This is a genomic window from Chelatococcus sp. YT9 (assembly GCF_018398315.1).
In the GTDB taxonomy this organism is placed as follows: domain Bacteria; phylum Pseudomonadota; class Alphaproteobacteria; order Rhizobiales; family Beijerinckiaceae; genus Chelatococcus.
In genome coordinates this window covers 611677-630005 of the sequence record NZ_JAHBRW010000001.1, presented here as the reverse complement: position 1 = coordinate 630005, position 18329 = coordinate 611677, and the positions used below count along the sequence as shown (strand labels likewise).

17 protein-coding genes are annotated in these 18329 nt (G+C 65.4%); 12 read left to right on the top strand and 5 right to left on the bottom strand.

All coding sequences use genetic code 11. The features are described from left to right. Positions 1-2 precede the first annotated feature (2 nt). A complete protein-coding gene (locus tag KIO76_RS02790; RefSeq protein ID WP_213321357.1) occupies positions 3-1253 on the bottom strand; it encodes an aminopeptidase in 1251 nt (416 codons plus the stop codon). Positions 1254-1413: 160 nt separating this feature from the next. Here KIO76_RS02790 and KIO76_RS02785 point away from each other — a divergent pair, with 160 nt between their 5' ends. Beyond that, positions 1414-2526, top strand: a complete 1113-nt coding sequence (locus KIO76_RS02785; RefSeq protein WP_502761831.1) for a serine hydrolase domain-containing protein — start codon at positions 1414-1416, stop codon at positions 2524-2526. A gap of 14 nt (positions 2527-2540) precedes the next feature. Here KIO76_RS02785 and KIO76_RS02780 read toward each other — a convergent pair whose 3' ends face one another. From KIO76_RS02780 to KIO76_RS02770, 3 genes are read right to left on the bottom strand one after another with little or no spacing between them, the layout of a single operon-like run. Continuing rightward, the gene (locus tag KIO76_RS02780; RefSeq protein WP_213321356.1) at positions 2541-3920 is read right to left on the bottom strand and encodes an MmgE/PrpD family protein; all 1380 of its coding nucleotides are present in this window, start codon (positions 3918-3920) and stop codon (positions 2541-2543) included. Between the two features lie 37 nt (positions 3921-3957). Next, positions 3958-4824: an ABC transporter permease gene (locus KIO76_RS02775; protein WP_213321355.1), complete on the bottom strand. Its 867-nt coding sequence runs from the start codon at positions 4822-4824 to the stop codon at positions 3958-3960. Then, the gene (locus KIO76_RS02770; RefSeq protein WP_213321354.1) at positions 4821-5762 is read right to left on the bottom strand and encodes an ABC transporter permease; all 942 of its coding nucleotides are present in this window, start codon (positions 5760-5762) and stop codon (positions 4821-4823) included. Before KIO76_RS02770 ends, KIO76_RS02775 begins: the two co-directional genes overlap by 4 nt. 230 nt (positions 5763-5992) lie before the next feature. Here KIO76_RS02770 and KIO76_RS02765 point away from each other — a divergent pair, with 230 nt between their 5' ends. The 7 genes from KIO76_RS02765 to KIO76_RS02735 all read left to right on the top strand — a co-directional run bounded on the left by KIO76_RS02765 (position 5993) and on the right by KIO76_RS02735 (position 13560). Then, positions 5993-6592 carry a helix-turn-helix domain-containing protein gene (locus tag KIO76_RS02765; RefSeq protein ID WP_213321353.1) on the top strand — a complete coding sequence of 200 codons (600 nt, stop codon included), beginning with the start codon at positions 5993-5995 and terminating at the stop codon, positions 6590-6592. 21 nt (positions 6593-6613) lie between these two features. Next, positions 6614-8176 carry an ABC transporter substrate-binding protein gene (locus KIO76_RS02760; protein WP_213321352.1) on the top strand — a complete coding sequence of 521 codons (1563 nt, stop codon included), beginning with the start codon at positions 6614-6616 and terminating at the stop codon, positions 8174-8176. A 61-nt stretch (positions 8177-8237) separates the two neighbouring features. After that, entirely contained in the window at positions 8238-9851 is a 1614-nt protein-coding gene (locus KIO76_RS02755) for an FAD-dependent oxidoreductase (RefSeq protein ID WP_213321351.1), read from the top strand. Continuing rightward, positions 9835-10116, top strand: a complete 282-nt coding sequence (locus tag KIO76_RS02750; protein ID WP_213321350.1) for a (2Fe-2S)-binding protein — start codon at positions 9835-9837, stop codon at positions 10114-10116. The genes KIO76_RS02755 and KIO76_RS02750 overlap by 17 nt, the downstream gene beginning before the upstream one ends. Next, positions 10113-11510: an NAD(P)/FAD-dependent oxidoreductase gene (locus KIO76_RS02745; protein WP_213321349.1), complete on the top strand. Its 1398-nt coding sequence runs from the start codon at positions 10113-10115 to the stop codon at positions 11508-11510. The genes KIO76_RS02750 and KIO76_RS02745 overlap by 4 nt, the downstream gene beginning before the upstream one ends. Further along, entirely contained in the window at positions 11507-12643 is a 1137-nt protein-coding gene (locus tag KIO76_RS02740) for an NAD(P)/FAD-dependent oxidoreductase (protein ID WP_213321348.1), read from the top strand. The genes KIO76_RS02745 and KIO76_RS02740 overlap by 4 nt, the downstream gene beginning before the upstream one ends. Continuing rightward, positions 12640-13560: a 2-hydroxyacid dehydrogenase gene (locus tag KIO76_RS02735; protein ID WP_213321347.1), complete on the top strand. Its 921-nt coding sequence runs from the start codon at positions 12640-12642 to the stop codon at positions 13558-13560. The genes KIO76_RS02740 and KIO76_RS02735 overlap by 4 nt, the downstream gene beginning before the upstream one ends. A gap of 12 nt (positions 13561-13572) precedes the next feature. On the opposite strand, the gene KIO76_RS02730 is transcribed toward KIO76_RS02735, so the two are convergent. Beyond that, positions 13573-14583: an ABC transporter substrate-binding protein gene (locus tag KIO76_RS02730; protein ID WP_213321346.1), complete on the bottom strand. Its 1011-nt coding sequence runs from the start codon at positions 14581-14583 to the stop codon at positions 13573-13575. A 250-nt stretch (positions 14584-14833) separates the two neighbouring features. On the opposite strand from KIO76_RS02730, the gene KIO76_RS02725 reads away from it, so the two are divergent. From KIO76_RS02725 to KIO76_RS02710, 4 genes are all read left to right on the top strand, one after another. After that, a complete protein-coding gene (locus KIO76_RS02725) occupies positions 14834-15490 on the top strand; it encodes a TetR family transcriptional regulator (RefSeq protein WP_213321345.1) in 657 nt (218 codons plus the stop codon). A 114-nt stretch (positions 15491-15604) separates the two neighbouring features. After that, positions 15605-16375, top strand: a complete 771-nt coding sequence (locus tag KIO76_RS02720) for an ABC transporter permease (RefSeq protein WP_213324975.1) — start codon at positions 15605-15607, stop codon at positions 16373-16375. Positions 16376-16402: 27 nt separating this feature from the next. Next, positions 16403-17455: an NAD-dependent epimerase/dehydratase family protein gene (locus KIO76_RS02715; protein ID WP_213321344.1), complete on the top strand. Its 1053-nt coding sequence runs from the start codon at positions 16403-16405 to the stop codon at positions 17453-17455. Next, positions 17442-18305: a GNAT family N-acetyltransferase gene (locus tag KIO76_RS02710; protein WP_213321343.1), complete on the top strand. Its 864-nt coding sequence runs from the start codon at positions 17442-17444 to the stop codon at positions 18303-18305. The genes KIO76_RS02715 and KIO76_RS02710 overlap by 14 nt, the downstream gene beginning before the upstream one ends. The last annotated feature ends 24 nt before the right edge of the window (positions 18306-18329 follow it).

Genomic DNA, 18329 nt, shown 5'->3' with positions numbered 1-18329 from the left:
TTTCACACCCACTCGCCCTTGCGGAACACAGGGGTCGTGCTTCCATCCGCGCCGATGCCGTCGATGTCGATCTCGTTCGAGCCGATCATCCAGTCGATATGGATGAAGCTCTTGTTGCCACCCTTGGCGGCGATCTCGTCCGCCGTCAGCTTCGCGCCATCAATGAAACACTTGGAGTAGCACTGGCCGAGCGCGATATGGCAGGAGGCATTCTCGTCGAACAGCGTATTGTAGAACAGGATGCCGCTCTTCGAAATCGGCGAGGAATGGGGAACGAGTGCCACCTCGCCGAGACGCCGCGCGCCCTCGTCAGTATCGAGCACCTTGTTCAGGACCTCCGCGCCGCGGCTTGCGGTGGCCTCCACGATGCGCCCACCCTCGAACTTCACCGCGATGTTGTCGATCAGCGTGCCCTGGTGCGAGAGCGGCTTGGTGCTGCGGACATAGCCATCGACCCGACGCGCGTGCGGCGTGGTGAAGACTTCCTCCGTCGGGATGTTCGGGTTGCAGATGATACCGTTCTTGGCCTTGGAGGCGCCGCCCTGCCATTCGTGATCATCGGCGAGGCCGATGGTGAGGTCCGTGCCGGGTCCTTTGAAGCGCAGGGCGCTGAAGCGCCGTTCGTTCAGCCAGTGGGTGCGGGCGCTGAGCGCCGCGTTATGCGCCGCCCAGGCAGTTACGGGATCGTCGGTATCGACACGGGAAGCCGCGAAGATGGCGTCCGCGAGCTTGCGCACGGCCGTCGCCTCGTCCTCGCCCGGGAAGACCTGAGCGGCCCAGGAGGCGCCGGGGAAGGCGACGATGTTCCAGTTGATGTCGAAACCGGCGATCTTCTCCAAAGCGGGCTGGTAGGCAACGGAATTGGCCTTGTTGGCGCGTGCGACCTTGCCCGGATCCTCGCCGGAAAGAAGCATCGGGTTATCCCCGACCACGGCAAGACGCGCCGTGTTTTCGCCGAAGGCCTTGGAAATGCCCTCATAGAGCCAGCCGGGGGCGCTGTCGAAGCTCTCATCCGGAGCGAAGCGGTAGCGGGCGAGCGTCATCGCCTCGTCGGAGAAGAAGGGGGTCACGAGGCCGGCGCCGGCCTTGTAGGCATGCTCGGCGATACGGCGGACGAGCGGCAGCGCCGAGACGGGCGCTGTGAGAAAGAGGTTTTGGCCCGGCTTGAAGCCCAGACCGACCTTCACAGCCACCTCGGCCAGCTTGTCTAGCTTAACAGGATCGATCGGGGAGAGGGGGGCTTGCTGGTTCATGGCGCTCAACCTGAATTGTCCGGAAACCGACACATAACCCGCCTCATCGTGTTGCGCGACGGGAAAAGGGTAGTCATCGCCCTGACGGCTCGACAGGCTGCTCCTCAACTTGGCGTGAGCCCGTCGGCGAAGGGAGCCCGATCACACGATTTCGCCATAAATGACCCGTCAATCGAGGCTCATGCACCGCAGGATGTTTCTCGCCTCCGCCTTCGCTCTTGCCGCCGCCTCGCGCGCCCGGGCCGAACCGGCGGCGCCGGTTTCACCTCCAGGACCTGACATGCCGCCCCGTCAGGCGGGCCCCTACGTCGCACGACCCCGCGATGTCGTGCTGAGCGAGCTGTTGGACAAAGCCGGTGAACTCGAAGCGCTGGAAACGCTGATCGTCGCTCAGCGGGGCGAAATCTTGGCCGAGCGCGGCTACCGCGGCCATTCTCCGGCACGCCCCACCAATATCAAATCTGCCTCCAAATCGGTGATGTCCGCTCTCGTCGGCATCGCCATCGACAGGCGCGTCCTTGACGGACCGGACCAGCCAATCGCTCCGCTGCTCAAGCGGGATCTGCCGGATAATCCTGACCCGCGCCTGGAGCGGGTGACCGTCGGCCATTTGTTGTCGATGCAAGCCGGTCTTGGCCGCACCTCCGGCCCCAACTATGGGCGCTGGGTCGCGAGCCGGAACTGGGTGCGCTATGCACTGGAGCAGGATTTCGATGACGAACCCGGCGGCGCCATGCTGTACTCCACCGGCTCGACGCATCTCCTATCAGCCATCCTCACGCGGGTGACGGGGCGCTCCACGCTTGCGCTCGCGCAGGACTGGATGAAGCCCGTGGAGGGGTTCGCCATTGCCTCCTGGGCGCGTGACCCGCAGGGCATCTATCTCGGCGGCAACCAGATGGCGATGACGCCGCGCGCATTGCTGGCCTTTGGCGAGCTCTACCGCAATCGCGGGCGCAATCGCGCCGGTGAGACCGTGATCTCCGAAAGCTGGGTCGACGAGTCCTGGAAGCCGCGAACGGCATCACGCTTCACGGGCGACGCCTATGGCTATGGCTGGTTCCTGCGCCAGATGGCGGGGCAGGATGTTCGCTATGCCTGGGGGTATGGGGGACAGATGCTCTATGTCGCGCCGGCGCTCGACCTCACCGTGGTGATGACCTCGGATGAGGGCAACCCTTCCGCCCGCACGGGCTATCGGGATCAGCTCAATGGCCTGATGCGGTCCATCATCATGGCTGTGGCCGATGGCGCAGTCGGCCGGGATGGCTGAAGCCTGTTGGCATCTCAAGCCGGGACTCGCGCCCCGGTCGCCGCCACAAGTCCTCGGACGTCATGGCCGAGACGGGCTACGACTGCGTCGTCTTCAGGCTGACCGGCCAGCTGGCAGTTGCTCGCGAATTTCGCCAGGATGAAGTCCTTCCCGACAGGCCGGTCCTCGGATCCGAGGTTGATGGCGACGCGATGCGTCAAGACGCGGCCGTCGTTGAGCGAGATCGCGACCTCGCCGCCGTAATAGCGCGGAAAGTCCAGCGTGGCGTCTCCCGTGCATGTGACGCGTCTGGCGAGATCGAGAATAGCCGGGTCCGCGAGGGTTTGCGGCGTCAGCTCACCGAGCCCGAAATGGCGTGCCTTGAGGGCCGCGGCAACCAGGAAAGGCAGCGCGAATTGCGCGGCTGAGACATCGCCAGGTTGCGCCTTTGCCGCATGGGGCTCGGCGATCTTCGGCAGGACTGGCGGGGGCACGCGAGCCTCGACGCGGGCGATGGTGGTGACGTCGATCGCATTGGCGAGAGCCAGCTCGATCGCCGCTTCGATGCAGGCATGGGTGTAATAGGCCGCCGGGTATGGCTTCACCGCGACGGCCAGGGTCTCCCATGTGCCGCCAAGCGTTGCCAGGGCTGCCGCAGCCCTCTCCATTGGCATCGGCTGGCGCGTGAAGCTGGCAAACAGACCGTGCTGCCCCCCGAACGCTTCTTTCGCGCCGCCGATGCCTTCGCGCGCCATGGAGGCGGCGAGGAGACCGCATTGCGCGGCCCAGCCGGCATGGAAGCGCTTGCCGACGCCACCGCCTTGCAGAAACTGCATGGAACCGGACGCCATCGACAGCGCCAGCCCCTGCGCGTCCACCAATTGCGGGATCGTCAGCCCGAGCAGTTTGCCGGCGGCGAGTGCAGCGGCAAAAACGCCCACCACGCCGGTCGGGTGGAAGCCTGCCGCCTGGAAGAGGCCCGGCGCCAGCGCGCCGATGCGCGTGCCGCATTCGAGCCCGGCGATATACGCGATGACGATGGCCTCATCCGCCGCGTCGGTCATCTCTGCCGCTGCCAGGGCGGCCGCGAAGGCGGTGGCGGTGGGATGCAGGACGGCCCCCATATGGGTGTCGTCAAACTCTAGGCTGTGGATCAGGAGGCCGTTCAGGAGCGCCGCGTCGCGTGGCCCAAACCGCTCGGCCCTGCCGATGACAGGGCATGTGCCGCCCGCGCTCAAGGGCGCGAGTGCCGCGATGAACGCATCGCCCATGCCGCGCGCATTCGCAGCCAGGGCGGTGCCGATGCCGTCCAGAATGAGATGACGTGCCCGCTCGCTCACGGCGGCCGGCACGGCCGGCGGCGCGAGATCGTGCACGAATCGCGCGAAGCCTTCAGCGATGGCCGGTGCTGTCATCGCAGTCTCACTCCCTCCACACCAAGCTGGCGCTCACTCACTCGTGGCGCAGGCGCGGGTCGGTCGCGTCGCGCAGGCCATCCCCGAGCAGGTTCAGCGCGATCATGACGATGAGGATCGCGATGCTCGGGAAGATGACGAGCCAAGGCGCGTCGAGCATGTTCTCGAAGCCGTCGCGGATCATGCCGCCCCAGGTCGGCGTGGGCGGACGCACGCCGAGCCCGATGAAGGAGAGCGAGGCTTCCGTGCGCACGGCCGTGGCGAGCCACAGGGTGCCGAGCACGACGACCTCGTCGGCGATGTTCGGAATGATGTATCGCACCATGATCCTGAAGTCGGAGAAGCCGATGGTGCGGCCTGCCTCGACGAATTCGCGGTTCTTGATCGACAGGGTCGGCGCGCGGGCGATGCGCGCGAAGGGCGCGATGGCGGTGAAGGCGATCGCGATGATGAGGTTCAGCATCGTCGGGCCGAGCACGGCGACGACGAGCAGGCCCATTACGAGGCTCGGGAAGGACAAGAGGATGTCCATACAGGCCATGATGATGCGGTCGGTGCGACCGCCGAAATAGCCGGCCACCACCCCAAAGGCGCCGCCGATGACCATCGCCAGCGCGATTGATGTGAGGCTGACGAAGAGCGAGACACGCGCGCCCCAGATAATGCGCGAGAGCGTGTCGCGGCCATAGGTGTCGTTACCCAGCCAATGCTCGGCTGTGGGGGGACCCAGATTCAGGATGATGTTCTGCTCGTCCGGGTCATAGGGAGCGATCCAGGGCGCCAAAATGGCGGCGAGCGTCACGATGACCATGATGGCCGCGCCGAGCGAGGCCGCCTTGTTACGGCGGACCCAGCGCCAGACCTTGCTGCTGGCCGACCTGCGGATCTCGGGAACTGCGCTCATTTGTTGCGAACCCTCGGATCGATGACGCCATAGACGAGGTCGGTCAGGATGTTGGCCAGGACGATGAAGACGGCATAGATCACCAGCATAGCCTGCAGCGTCGGATAGTCGCGCTGGTTGAGCGCGATGACGATCAGCTTGCCGAGACCCGGCCTGTTGAAGACGATCTCCGTCAGGACGGAATTGCCGATCAGCACGCCGAGATAAAGGCCGATGACGGTGACGATGGGGATCAGCGCGTTGCGCAAGGCGTGGCGGCCGACGACCATGCCCGGCGGCACGCCCTTGGCTTGTGCGGTGCGGATGTAGTCCTGGTTGATGACGGCGAGCATGCTGGAGCGACTGACCCGGGTGATATAGGCCACCATGATCAGACCGAGGTTCAGCGCCGGCAGCACCAGCGCCCGCAGCCGCTGCGCGGGATCGGCATAGCTCGCCTCGCCGATCACCGGGAAGAGCGGGATCGTTATGGCGAAGGCCAGGAGCAGAAGAATTGCGGAAATGAACGCCGGGAACGACAGGCCAAGCAGTGAGAAGAAACGGACGATATAGTCGGCCCATCCGTTGCGGTAACGCGCCGAAATCACGCCAAGCGGAACCCCGAAGATGACACCGATCAGGAGTGCCGCGCCGGTCAGTTCGAAAGTATAGGGTAATACGCGCCAGACTTCCGTGAGGACCGGCTGGTTGCTGATCATGGAACGACCAAGATCACCCTGCAGCACGGACGCAAGGAACGAAAAATACTGCTCGATGAGCGGCTTGTTCAGCCCGAGCTGCTCACGCAGCGTCGCCAGTGCCTGGGCGCTGGCGGATTCGCCGAGAATAACGATGGCGGGATCGCCCGGGGCCACGCGCACGACGAAGAACACGACGGTCAAAACGCCGAGCAGGGTCGGAATGGCCACAAGCAACCGCTTGAGAATGAAGGTCAACACGGATGTGGGCCTCGTCTTTCCCCGAGGCGTGGCGCCGCATTGCGGCAACCGCGGCCGCAAGGCGAGCGGAAGGAGCGTGAGCGCATGTACCACCGATAGCTGCGAATGGCGGCCAACTTAGAGGTCGGGTGATGTCATCGTCAATATGAAAATTTCACTTGAATGATGAAGTCACAAATGCGAGCGTTTCACCATAATGACGGCTCCGGGCTTGGGAGATGGAAGGCAAAGTGACGACTTATGAAGCGCGTAGCGTCGCCGACCTGTGGCTCGGGCAGCAGATTCGGCAGACGCGGAAGAAGCGTGGCCTTTCCATCTCCAGCCTTTCGCAGATGTGCGGGCTCTCCGTCGGTCTCGTCAGCCAGATCGAACGGGGGCTCAGTTCCCCCTCTGTCAGGGTGCTGCGACTCATCGCCGATGCGCTGGAGGTGCCGTCCGAGACGCTGCTGAAGTTCGGCGAGGCGCCTACCGTCGACGAGAAGGGCATCGTTGCTCGCGCCGGCAGTCATCCCTCGCTCAATGCCCCGGAGAAGGGCATCGAGAAGATGATCGTCACGCCGCAGCCTTCGGCGGGCATCAATGTCTATCGCGCTTATATTGAGCCGGGTGGCTCGACGGGCGAGGAGCTCTTCACGATTGAGCGTGGCGAGCAGGTCGGCCTTGTTCTTGAGGGGCAGCTTGAACTCTGGATCGAGGACAAGGCCTTCATGCTCAATCCGGGCGATAGCTTTCGCTATCACAGTAAAGCGCCCCACAGGTGGCGTAATCCCGGCCAGACGAGAGCGGAAGTTATTTGGGTTGTAGCCGCTGTTCCTTTGAGCAGCGATTAGTTCTTCACAGGGGTGGGTATAATGCGTTTTAAATCGGCGATCATCGCGCTCGGCCTGGCCATCAGCGCGACAGCTCTTCTTCATGCCGTGCCTGCGCTGGCGCAGGACAAGGTGCTCACCGTCGGCATGGCGGCGTCCGATCTCGGCACGCTCGATCCGCACCGTGGCGCCGCCACGCAGGAAAAAATCCTGCTGGCCTGGATGTTCGACGGCCTCGTGCGCTTCAAGCCCGGCTCGGTGAGTCTCGACGATATCGAGCCCGATCTCGCCGAAAGCTGGACGGTTTCCGACGACAAGAAGGTCTGGACGTTCAAGCTGCGCGAGGGCGTCAAGTTCCACGGTGATTTCGGCACGCTGACGGCCGATGACGTCGTGTTTTCGCTGCAACGCGCGGCGGACCCGAAGCGTTCTTCGTTCTCCTCCGACTTCGCGAATATCGAGAGTGTCGAAGCCGTCGACCCCCTCACCGTGAAGATCACGCTCAAGAAGCCATCGTCTTCATTGCTCTACTCCCTCGTTAACTTCCAAGGCGGCTTTATCGTCAGCAAGAAGGCGGTCGAGCAATATGGCGACGATTTTCGCACCAAGGCGGTCGGCACGGGCCCGTTCGCTTTTGATGACTACAAGGCCAGCCAGTCGGTCACCTTGAAGGCCCACAAGGATTATTTCCGCGGCACGCCCAAAATCGACAAGATCATTTATCGCTATATTCGCTCCGATGCGAGCCGTGACCTCGCCTATACGTCCGGTGAACTCGACCTGGTCTATGGCCGGCAGGACCAGAAGTGGGCGGAACGCATGAAGGGCCTGAAGGATACGGTGCTCGACGTGATGGAGCCTGCCTATCAGGGCACGGCTTATCTCAACATGACGCACAAGCCGCTTGACGATATCCGCGTCCGCCAGGCGATCGCCCATGCCATCGACACCCAGCAGGTGGTCGACTTCAAGGGCCGCCTCGTGTCCACGCCGCCGACCACGATCTTCCCGACGGCGACGCTCGGCGCCGACCCGGACGCCAAGCTGCCGGCCTACGATCCCGAGAAGGCGAAGCAGCTCCTGAAGGAAGCCGGCTTCGGCAACGGCCTGAAGCTGAAGGTCATCGCCAGCCAGAACGTCACCAGCCTCGGCCCGGCGCAGATCGTGCAGTCACAGCTCAAGAAAGTCGGTATCGACATCGAGATGGATGTGGTCGAACACGCCACCTACCATCAGCAGATCCGTCAGAACCTCAGTGATATCGTTGTCTATGGCGCATCGCGCTTCCCCGTGGCCGAGAATTACCTGAAGGAATTCTATCATTCCCGCAGCGCGGTCGGTACGCCGACGGCCGTGACGAACTTCTCGCATTGCAAGGTCGCCGACAAGGAGATCGACGAGGCCGCCAATGAAGTCGATCAGGCCAAGCAGATCGCGCTGTGGAAGACCGCGCAGGACAAGATCATCGCCGATGTCTGCGCGGTGCCGCTGTTCGAGCAGAAGCTGGTCTGGGCGCGGCGCGCTGGCCTCGACTATGGCTACAAGCTCGATGGCTCGCTGTCCTACGGGCCGCTGATCACCGAGCAGACGACGCTGACGAAGTAAACTTGGTCAGGGCTTTGGTAAATAAAACATACGTCGAATGATGTAGTGACCGAATAGAACCATGCGATTGTCTCTGGCATCACTGGACCGCCGCCGCTTCGACATCGTCGTCGTCGGCGGCGGCATAAATGGCGCGGCGGCGGCCCAGGCGGCTGCCGCGCAGGGCTATTCGGTCGCGCTGTTCGAGAAAGGCGACTTCGGCTCGGGCAGCACGGCGCGCTCCAGCCGGCTCCTGCACTGTGGCTTGCGCTATCTCGTGCCGGGCGGGCCATTGACGACTTTTCTCCGGCATCCCGATCGTTTCATCAAGGCGGTCAATACGGTGCGCCGCTCGATGGCGGTGCGCAGCGATTTCGTGAAGACGCAGCCCGAGCGCGTCCGCAAGATCCGCATGCACTATCCCATCTACCATGGCGGGCCCTATGCGCCGTGGCAGGTGGACAGCGCCTTTCTCCTGCTGCGGAGCCTCGGCGAGGGCGGGGTGCCGCTGGATTACGAACGCGTGCCGGCGAAGAAGGCGCTCGCCGAGCAGCCTTTCGTGCCGTGGCTTCGGGATCTCGACAAGCTGCGCGCCGTCTCCTGCTACACCGAATACCAGATCGACTGGCCCGAGCGTGTGGCGGTCGACATGGTGCGCGATGCCGAACGGCTCGGCTGCATTGCGCGTAATTACACGCCGGCGGTCAGTATCCAGCGCGACGGCGAGACGTGGCAAGTGACGCTGGCTGATCATGTGACGCTGGCTGATGCTGCCATGGGCGAGAAGGCGACGGTTTCCGCGCCTGTGGTTCTCAACCTCGCCGGCATCTGGGTCGATGACGTCAATGCGCTGACCGGCCAGGCCGTATCGCCGAAGATCACGGGGACGAAGGGCGCGCATATCGTCGTGAAGCTGCCGCCGGAATGCCGGGGGCATGGCGTTGCCGGCGTGACCCGCGCCGGGCGGCCGTTCTACTGCATGCCCTGGCGGGACCTCCATTTCTTCGGCCCCACGGAGACGCTCTACGAAGGCGATCGCGACGCCATCGCTGTCGATGCCGCCGACCTCGAATTCCTGCTCGCCGAGACCAACCATCTGGTGCCGGGACTCGGCATCACGCGGGACGACGTCGTGTCCACCTGGGCGGGCGTGCGGCCGTTGACCTACGAGCCGGGCCTGCCCATGGGCGCGCGCAATCGCAAGATCCACGACCTGTCGGCGGAGGGGCTGCCAGGCCTTTTCGCGCTCACCAACGGCTCGCTCGGCGCGCACCGCGCCACGGGGCAGGATCTTGTCGCCGCCGCCGCGCGTTTCGCGAAGCCGTCGGGCCAGCCCGGAATCCTGTCGCGGGCCGCGCTGCACTTCCCCGAGAATACCAACACTGCGCGCCTCGATCCCGAGGGGTCGGCCACGCTCGCCGACGTCCGCCACGCGGTCGGCGTCGAGCAGGCCCGGACGCTTGAGGATGTCCTTCTACGCCGTACGGGCCTCGCCTGGTCGGCGGATCAGGGACGGGCGGCGGCTTTGCCGGCGGCGGAGGCCATGGCATCCATGCTCGCCTGGGATGACGCGCGGATCAAGGCTGAGGTCTCGGGCTATCTGGCCATGCTCGACAGGCTCTACAGCGTGCCCGGCTCCGGCATAGATCCTTCGTCGGTCGCAACCGGTGAGGGGCGCCATGCGTCGCGCGGTTGATCAGGACCGGCCGTCCATCGCCTTTTTCATCAATGGCCGGCGGTTCACGGGCAAGGCGGGCGATACCGTACTGACGGCCGTCCTGACGCTAGCCGGGCATCTGCGCCTGTCGGAATTCGACCATCAGCCGCGCGCGGGCTTCTGCCTCATGGGGGCCTGCCAGGATTGCTGGCTGCGGACAGTGGACGGGCCCTCGGTCCGGGCCTGCTCCACGCTGCTGGAAGACGGCATGGCTTTCGTGATCGAACGGGGACCGGCGACATGACCGGCCAACTATCCCGCGAGATCCGGCCCGTCGTCGTCGGCGCCGGCCCAGCGGGCATCCGGGCCGCCGAAGCCCTTGTCGCCGCCGGCCTGCGTCCCGTCGTCCTCGACGAAGGCGACCGCGCGGGCGGCCAGATCTATCGCCAGCCCCCGGCCGCCTTCAGCCGCGGTCGCAAGGCGCTCTACGGGTTCGAGGCGCATAAGGCCGAGCGGCTTCACAGGACATTCGAGGAGCTTCGCCCGGCGATCGACTATCGCCCGCGGACGCTCGTCTGGAATGCCGTGCCCGGTGAACTTCATGTCATGGGCGACGCCGGGCCGGCGGAGGTTCCGTTCAGCCATCTCGTGCTGGCGACCGGGGCGACCGATCGCATCTATCCCTTCAAGGGCTGGACGCTGCCGGGCGTCTTCAGCATGGGCGGGGCGCAGATCGCGCTGAAGGCACAAGGCTGCACCATCGGCGAGTCCGTCGCGCTCGTCGGCACCGGGCCGCTGCTCTATCTCGTCGCCTATCAATATGCCAAGGCCGGGGCGCGCATCGCCGTCATTCTCGACAGCGCGCGCTTCACGGACCAGCTCGCCGGGGCGCCGGCCATGCTGTACCGGCCAGCCACCCTGGCGAAGGGCCTCTATTACGTCGCATGGCTGCGGGCGCGGGGCATCCGGATCGTCCATGGCGTGGTCCCAACAGCGGCCGAGGGCGCCGAGCGCGTCGAAGGCCTTGTCTGGCGCACGGCGGCGGGCGATGCGCGTGTCGCCTGCGATGCCGTTGCGCTCGGCTACGGCCTGCGCTCGGAAACCCAGATCTCCGATCTCCTGGGATGCCGCTTCAGCTACAGCGAGGCGGAGCACGAGAGCCTGCCGGAGCGTGACGCGGCCGGGCGCACGTCCGTTGCGGGCGTCTATATCGCGGGCGACGGGGCGGGCGTTCTCGGTGCGGATGCCGCCGAGGCGGCCGGCCCGCGGGCGGCTCTGGCCCTGTGCGAGGACGCCGGTCTCCCGGTTGATGGCGCTGCCACCGGCGCGCTTGAGGCCAGGGTCTCGCGCTGGCGCCGGTTTCGCGCCGGGATCAGGCGGGCTTTTCCGGTGCCACGTGTGGCACAGTTCGCGCTCGCCGATGACGTCCTTCTCTGTCGCTGCGAGGAGATAACGGTCGGCGCCCTGCGCGCCGCCTGCGGGGAGAACGGCGTCGACGAGCTCAACCGGCTGAAGGCCCTGACCCGCATCGGCATGGGGCGCTGCCAGGGGCGGATGTGCGGGCCGGCGGCCCGCGCGCTCCTCGCTCACCACAGCGGGCGATCGCCCGGCGAGGTCGGCCGTCTGCGCGGCCAGGCGCCGATCAAGCCCATGCCTCTCGAGCTCATGCCCCTCGTGTTCGGTGAGCCGAAGCCGTGACGCATCTCGATACGGATGTCGCGGTCGTCGGTGCCGGTCTGATCGGCAGCTCGACCGCGCTTGCGCTCCGCCAGCGCGGCGTGCCGGTGGTGATGCTGGAGCGCGATCTCGGCGGCGCCAGGGCTAGCGGCGTCAATTTCGGCGGCGTCCGCCGGCAGGGCCGCTCGCCGGCGCAACTCTATCTTGCTCAACGCGCGCATCCCATCTGGGCTGATCTCAAGACACGGATCGGCATCGACGGGGAATATCTGCAGTCGGGCCACATCAAGCTGGCACGTTCCCAGGCCGATCTAGCCGCGCTGGCCGCCTATGCCGAGCGCGTCGCGGATTTCGGCCTCGGGTTGGAGATCCTGGAGGGCAGGGCGTTCCGCGACCGTTATCCCTGCTTCGGGCCGGAAGTCATCGGCGGCTCGCTCTGTCCCGGCGACGGCCAGGCCAACCCGCGCCTCGTCGCTGCCGCCTATGCGCGGGCGGCGCGGCAGGCCGGCTGCGCCGTGATCGAGCGTTGCCCGGTGACCGCCATCACGCGCGCGGGCGACGGCTTTCTGCTGCGGTGCGGCGAGGCCGTCACGGTGCGCGCCCGCCGGCTGGTCAATGCGGCGGGCGCGTGGGGGGCGGAGATCGCGGCGGCGCTGGATGACCATATTCCCATGCGTGTCGACTACCCGACCATTCTCGTCACCGAGCCGCTTCCGCCGATCGTCAGCGTCAATATCGGCGTCGAGGGCGGCGGCTTCTACGGACGGCAGGTCGAGCGCGGCAATCTCGTGATGGGCGGCGGCTTCGGCGTGGCGAGCGGCGATGGCGCCTCCCGTCCCGACAGTAGCGCGTTGGCGCGCATCGGCGGCCGTGCCGCGGCCATTCTGCCGGCCTTGCGCCACGCCCGCGTCATCCGCATCTGGGCCGGGATCGAGGGTTACACCGCCGACAAGAGCCCCTTCATCGGGGAGAGCGCCGGCGTGCCGGGCCTTTTCCACGCCTTCGGGTTCAGCGGAGGTGGCTTCCAGATCGCGCCGGCCGTTGGCGAGGTGCTCTGCGAACTGATTTGTGATGGCCGCAGTCCGACACCCGTCGAGGCGTTCCGCCCGGATCGCTTTAAGCAACCGTCCGCCGCGGCAGGGGAGAAACCATGAGCCTCGTCATCATCCGCAAGACCGCGCCCGTGGCCGCATGGCTGGAGGCGCTCGCCCACGAATGCCCCGATCTCGACGTGCGTGTCTGGCCAGAGACCGGGCCGGCCGACGATGTCGAATTCGTCCTGACATGGGCGGCCGACCGGGGCGTCATCGCGAGCTTCCCCAATCTCAAGGGCATCTTCTCGCTGGGCGCCGGCGTCGACCATATTCTCTCCGATCCCACGGTGCCGACGAACCTCCCGGTCATCCGCATGATCGACCCGTCCCTGACGCGCAACATGGTGCAATATGTGGTGCTCGCCGCCTTGCATCACCATCGCCGCTGGGAGGTGATGACCGCCCATCAACGCGACCGCCGCTGGGCTCGTCCCGATGTCGTCCCCGCGCGAATCGGCATTCTCGGTATGGGGGAGCTCGGCCAGGCCTGCGCGCGGCAGTTCCTGTCGCTCGGCTATGCCGTGAGCGGATGGAGCCGGCGCGGCCGCCCTGTCGAAGGCGTGGACGTCTTCTCCGGTGACGATGGTTTGTCCGCCTGTCTCGCACAGAGCGACATTCTCGTCTCGCTCTTGCCGCAGACGGCCGCGACGGAGGACCTTCTCGACCGCGCGCGCCTTTCCCGCTTGCCACGAGGCGCCTATCTCATCAATGCGGGCCGGGGCGAGCATCTCGTCGAAGCGGATCTCATCGCCCTCCTGGACGAGGGGCATCTTGCGGGGGCAACGCTCGACGTGTTCCGGCAGGAGCCGCTGCCGCCGGACCATCCGTTCTGGACCCATCCCGCGGTGACCGTCACGCCGCATGCCGCAAGCTGGACGGTGCCGGCGACGGCCGCGGCGCAGGTGGCACAGGCGATCGAGGCGCTCAGAAACGGCAAGCCGCCGCGCGGCCTTGTCGATCGCACGGCGGGGTATTGAGGCCTCGGGGCCTTACTGCTTCTTCACCTTGCTCGCGTCCATCTTGATCGACGGATCGAGGAACTTCGTGGTGGAAATGGCGGCGGCGTCGAAGGGCTTGTCGAGACCGATCATCGTGGAGACCAGTTCGTAGTCCTTCTTGGCGCGATCCGCGTCGATCCAGCCAAGGCCCTTGGAGACGGTGAACTCGTCCGTCATCATCTCCTTGATGCGCTCCCACTGGTTGGCCTGCACCTGCCGGTCGAGGCCGGACGTCGCGGCGACAAGCGCGTCGAGGCAGGGATTCACATCGGCCACGCAGGCGGCAAAACCCTTCTGGCTCACCTTGACGAAGTCCTCGACGACCTTCTCGTTCTTGGCGAGATAGGCGCCATTGACGATGATGGAATTGCCATAAGGATTGAGGCCAACTTCCTTCCACGAGAGATAGCCGAGGTCGTCGCCGAATTCGCGCACCTTGAGGTCATGCTCGTTGTAGAAATCGCTGATGATGTCGACCGCCTTGCTCTTCAGCGACGGCATCTTGGCCTGCGGCGTGATGTTGACGAAGCTGACCGCCTTCGGGTCGATGCCGGCCGCCTTGGCAAACGCCGGCCACATCACGCGCGAGGCGTCACCCGGCGGGTTGCCGATCTTGCGGCCCGGGAAGTCCTTGGCGCCGTTGATGCCCGAACTCTTGAGCCAGTAGAAGCCTTGCGGCGTATTGGCGTAGACGCTCATGACCGCGACGACGTCGGCGCCCTTGCCCCGCGCGACGATCGCCGTGGCGAGATCGGCGATGCCGAGCTCCGACTGCCCGGCGCCGACCTTCTGCGCCGCGACACCTGAGCCCTTGCCGACTTCAATGTTGAGATCAATGCCGGCCTTCTCGTACCAGCCCTGCGCTTTCGCATAGTAATAAGGCGCGTGGTCAGCAGTCGGTGTCCAATTCAGAATAAGATTGAGCTTCTCGGCTGCTTGAGCTGCGCCACTGGCGACCGACAAGGCCAGCGCGGCGGTGCCGATCATCTGGACAATCTTCATGACAATTCCCCTCTGTTCGTCAAAGCACGCGTCCGATATGCCAGCGCGGCTGACAATTCCCGCAGCACGCGCGATGCTGCCAGATCCTTGGTGCCGCGGTCGTGGTCTCATTGCCATCGTGCTTGTCGCGCGATCCATAAATCGCTACCAACCCTGTTGGCGGGCGTCAAATACTTTTCAACCAGTTGGTTGGTAGCGTGCGATGTAATGATAAGCTCGCCGGCGGGGCGTGGGGCTGAAGGAGGCCGTAATGACCGAGGTGATCAGTGCGGGAACTCGACCGCCGCGCGCGCGACGCGATCCCGTGGCGAGCCGGCAGGCCCTGATGGCCGCCGCGCGTGTCGAGTTCGCCCAGAAGGGACTGGCCGGGGCGCGGGTCGACGAGATCGCCGCGCGCGCCGGGGTCAACAAGCAGCTCGTCTATCACTATTTCGGTGACAAGGACGGTCTCTATCTCGCTGTGCTCGAATGGATCTATGATGAGATCCGTGCACAGGAACGCACGCTCAATCTGCGCGGGCTGGCGCCGGAAAAGGCCATCAAACGCCTGATCGAGACCTCCTTCGACCATCTCAAGGATCATCCCGATTTCGTGGCGCTGCTCAATGACGAGAACCGCCATGGCGCCAGCCACGTGAAGGCGTCCGCCATGCTGCCGGAGATGCATTCGCCGTTCGTCGCGCTGATCGCCGAGACCCTGGAAAAGGGGACCAGGGAGGGCGTTTTCCGGCCTGGCATCGACCCGATGCAGCTCTATATCTCGATTGCGGGCCTCGGCTATTTCTACTTCTCCAATGCGCCGACGCTTTCCGCCATTTTCAAGAAAGACTTGATGGCACAGGCGGCGGTAAAGGCCCGGCGCCGCCATATAGTCGACCTTGTGATGAGCTCCATCCTCATCAAATAATCAACTAGTTGGTTGATTTGTGATCGACATTGCTCTAGCCTCCCGGCAATCCTGAAAGGAGCGGGAACGGTGTCGGAGCAATCTATCCCTGTCATCCGCGATCAATCCGCTGAGATCTCTGCGGCGCGCTGGCGATCGTTGAGCCGGGCGGGCGTGATTGTCGCCGCGCATCTCGCTGTGCTCTTGCTGTGGCAATGGGCGGTGGATTGGTTCGCGATACCGGCCTTCATCCTGCCGTCCCCAGCCGCTACTCTGGCGACGCTCGGCTCAGACCAGTATGCCTGGGTTTCCAATACGCTTGTCACGGCGGCCGAGATTTTCGGCGGTTATGGCCTCGGCGTCATCATTGGTGTGACACTTGCTCTTCTGTTTTCATGGTCGCGCTGGCTGGCGCTTATCTTCCTGCCGCTGTTCGTGACCTTGAACATGATTCCGAAAGTGGCGCTTGGACCGCTGTTCATCGTGTGGTTCAGCTATGGGATCATACCGAATATTCTGATCGCCTTCAGCATCTGCTTCTTTCCCATCCTCCTGACGACGGCACGTGGTCTTGGCGAGGTCGATCCCGACCTGCTCGATCTGGTGCGCTCGCTCAAAGGCACGCGCTGGCAGCTCTTTCGCAAGATCCAGCTACCCGGCGCGCTGCCCTACGTGTTTTCCGGCATGAAGGTCGGCGCCATTCTCGCTGTTGCGGGTGCGGTCGTCGGTGAGTTCATCGCCTCCGAGCGCGGCCTCGGCTACCTGATGATCCAGGTGCAGTCTTCGCTCGATACGCCGGCCATGCTGATGGCCGTCATCCTTCTCACGCTTCTCGGCATCCTGCTCTATGGCCTCGTGCTCCTCCTGGAGCGTCTGGTCATCGTCAAGGACGTCCGCGTTCAATAAGGTCCCAAGCGGTCCAAAGAGGTCCACATGACATCGACCCCGTCAGTGCTCACCGCGGCATCCCTGCCTGCGCGCATCACCTCGATCGCGGAGCTCGACGATCTGCTGTGCCTGCCCTCGCAGGCCCTGATCGACGATCTTGCCGCCATTGATGGCGACATCATGATCGTCGGCGTCGGGGGCAAGATGGGGCCGACGGTCGCCGGTCTCGCCAAGGCGGCCGCGCCGCACAAGCGCGTCATCGGCGTGGCGCGTTTCTCGGAGCCGGGCCTGAAAGAGGCCCTGGAGGCGCGCGGGATCGAGACCATCGTCTGCGACCTGCTCGACGAGGCGGCGGTCGCGGCGCTGCCCAAGGTCGAGAACATCATCTTCATGGCGGGGCGCAAGTTCGGCGCCGAGGGCGATCTCGGCCTGACCTGGGCGATGAATGTCCATGTTCCGGGCATCGTGGCACAGGCTTTCCGCGCCTCGCGCATCGTCGCCTTCTCGACGGGCTGCGTCTATCCCTTCGTGCCCGTAGACGGGCGCGGCGCCGATGAAAGCGTCGCGGCCGATCCGCCGGGCGAATATGCCCAGTCCTGCGTGGGCCGCGAGCGCTTCTTCGAGTATTTCTCGGGGAAGTTCGGGACGCCGGGCCGTCTCTTCCGGCTGAATTACGCCATCGACATGCGCTACGGCGTGCTGCACGACATCGCCTCCAAGGTCCTCGCCGGCAAGCCCATCGATGTCACCATGGGCCATGTCAATGTGATCTGGCAGGGCGATGCCTCCGCGCAGGCGCTGCGTTGCCTGAAGCACTGCACCACGCCGACGAGCCCGATCAATGTCAGCGGCTCCGAGATCCTGGCGGTGCGCGATCTCGCGGTCCGCATGGGCGAGCGGCTCGGCAAGGCTCCGGTCATCACCGGCACGGAAGCGCCCACGGCGTGGCTTACCGATACCTCACTCGCGGTCAGCCTGTTCGGTGAGCCTGTCGTCTCAACGGCGCAGATGATCGAGTGGACGGCAGACTGGGTGGCGCGCGAAATGCCGAGCCACGGCAAGCCGACCAAGTTCGAGGTGCGGGATGGGCGCTACTGAGGCCATAGCCGAAGACGGGATCAGCCTCGGTCGCCTCAAGCCAGGCGAGGAGGCGGCAGGGCTTGCCCTCTCCGATGCCGCCGGCTGGAACCAGACGGCGGATGACTGGCGCCTGTTCCTCGCGATGGCCGATGTCTTCGCGGCACGTACACCTGATGGCCGGGTTGTCGCCACGGCGGCGCTCCTACCTTATCCGCCGGCAGCCTGGATCAGCCTCGTGCTCGTCCATGCGGACTGGCGTCGCCGGGGACTGGCGACGGCGCTGATGATGCGCTGCCTCGCGGTTGCCGACGAACGCTCCCTGACCTGCTGGCTCGATGCGACGCCGGCGGGCGCCACGGTTTATGAACAGCTCGGCTTTCGGCCGGCGGGCGATCTGGTGCGCCTGCGCCGCAAGCTCGCGAGTGTCAAGCCGGTGATTGTGCCGCCGGACCTTGCGCGGAGTGGGAGCGGGGAGGGGGATGTCGCCACCCTCGTCGCGGCTGACGAGGCCGTCTTCGGTTTCAGCCGCGCGGCGGTCCTGAACGAGATGGTCGGCCGCGCGGGCTCGCGGCTCCATCAGCAGGGCGAGGCGATTGCGCTCCTGCGCGACGGCCGCAAGGCGCGCCAGCTCGGCCCGATCCTCGCGACCGACGAGGCGCGTGCGTCGGCGCTGGTCGACAGCATTCTGGCCGGCGAGCCCGGCGAACTGGTGATCGATCTTGCGGCGGGCCGCGAGGCCCTTCGCGCGCATCTCATCGCGCGTGGCTTCATCGAGGAGCGCCCGTTCCTGCGCATGGTGCGCGGGGCGCAGGATCTCGCAGGTTTTGGCAGTGAATTCATGGCCGGAGCCGGGCCCGAATACGGCTGAAGACTGCGCCGAAAGGGCGCGATG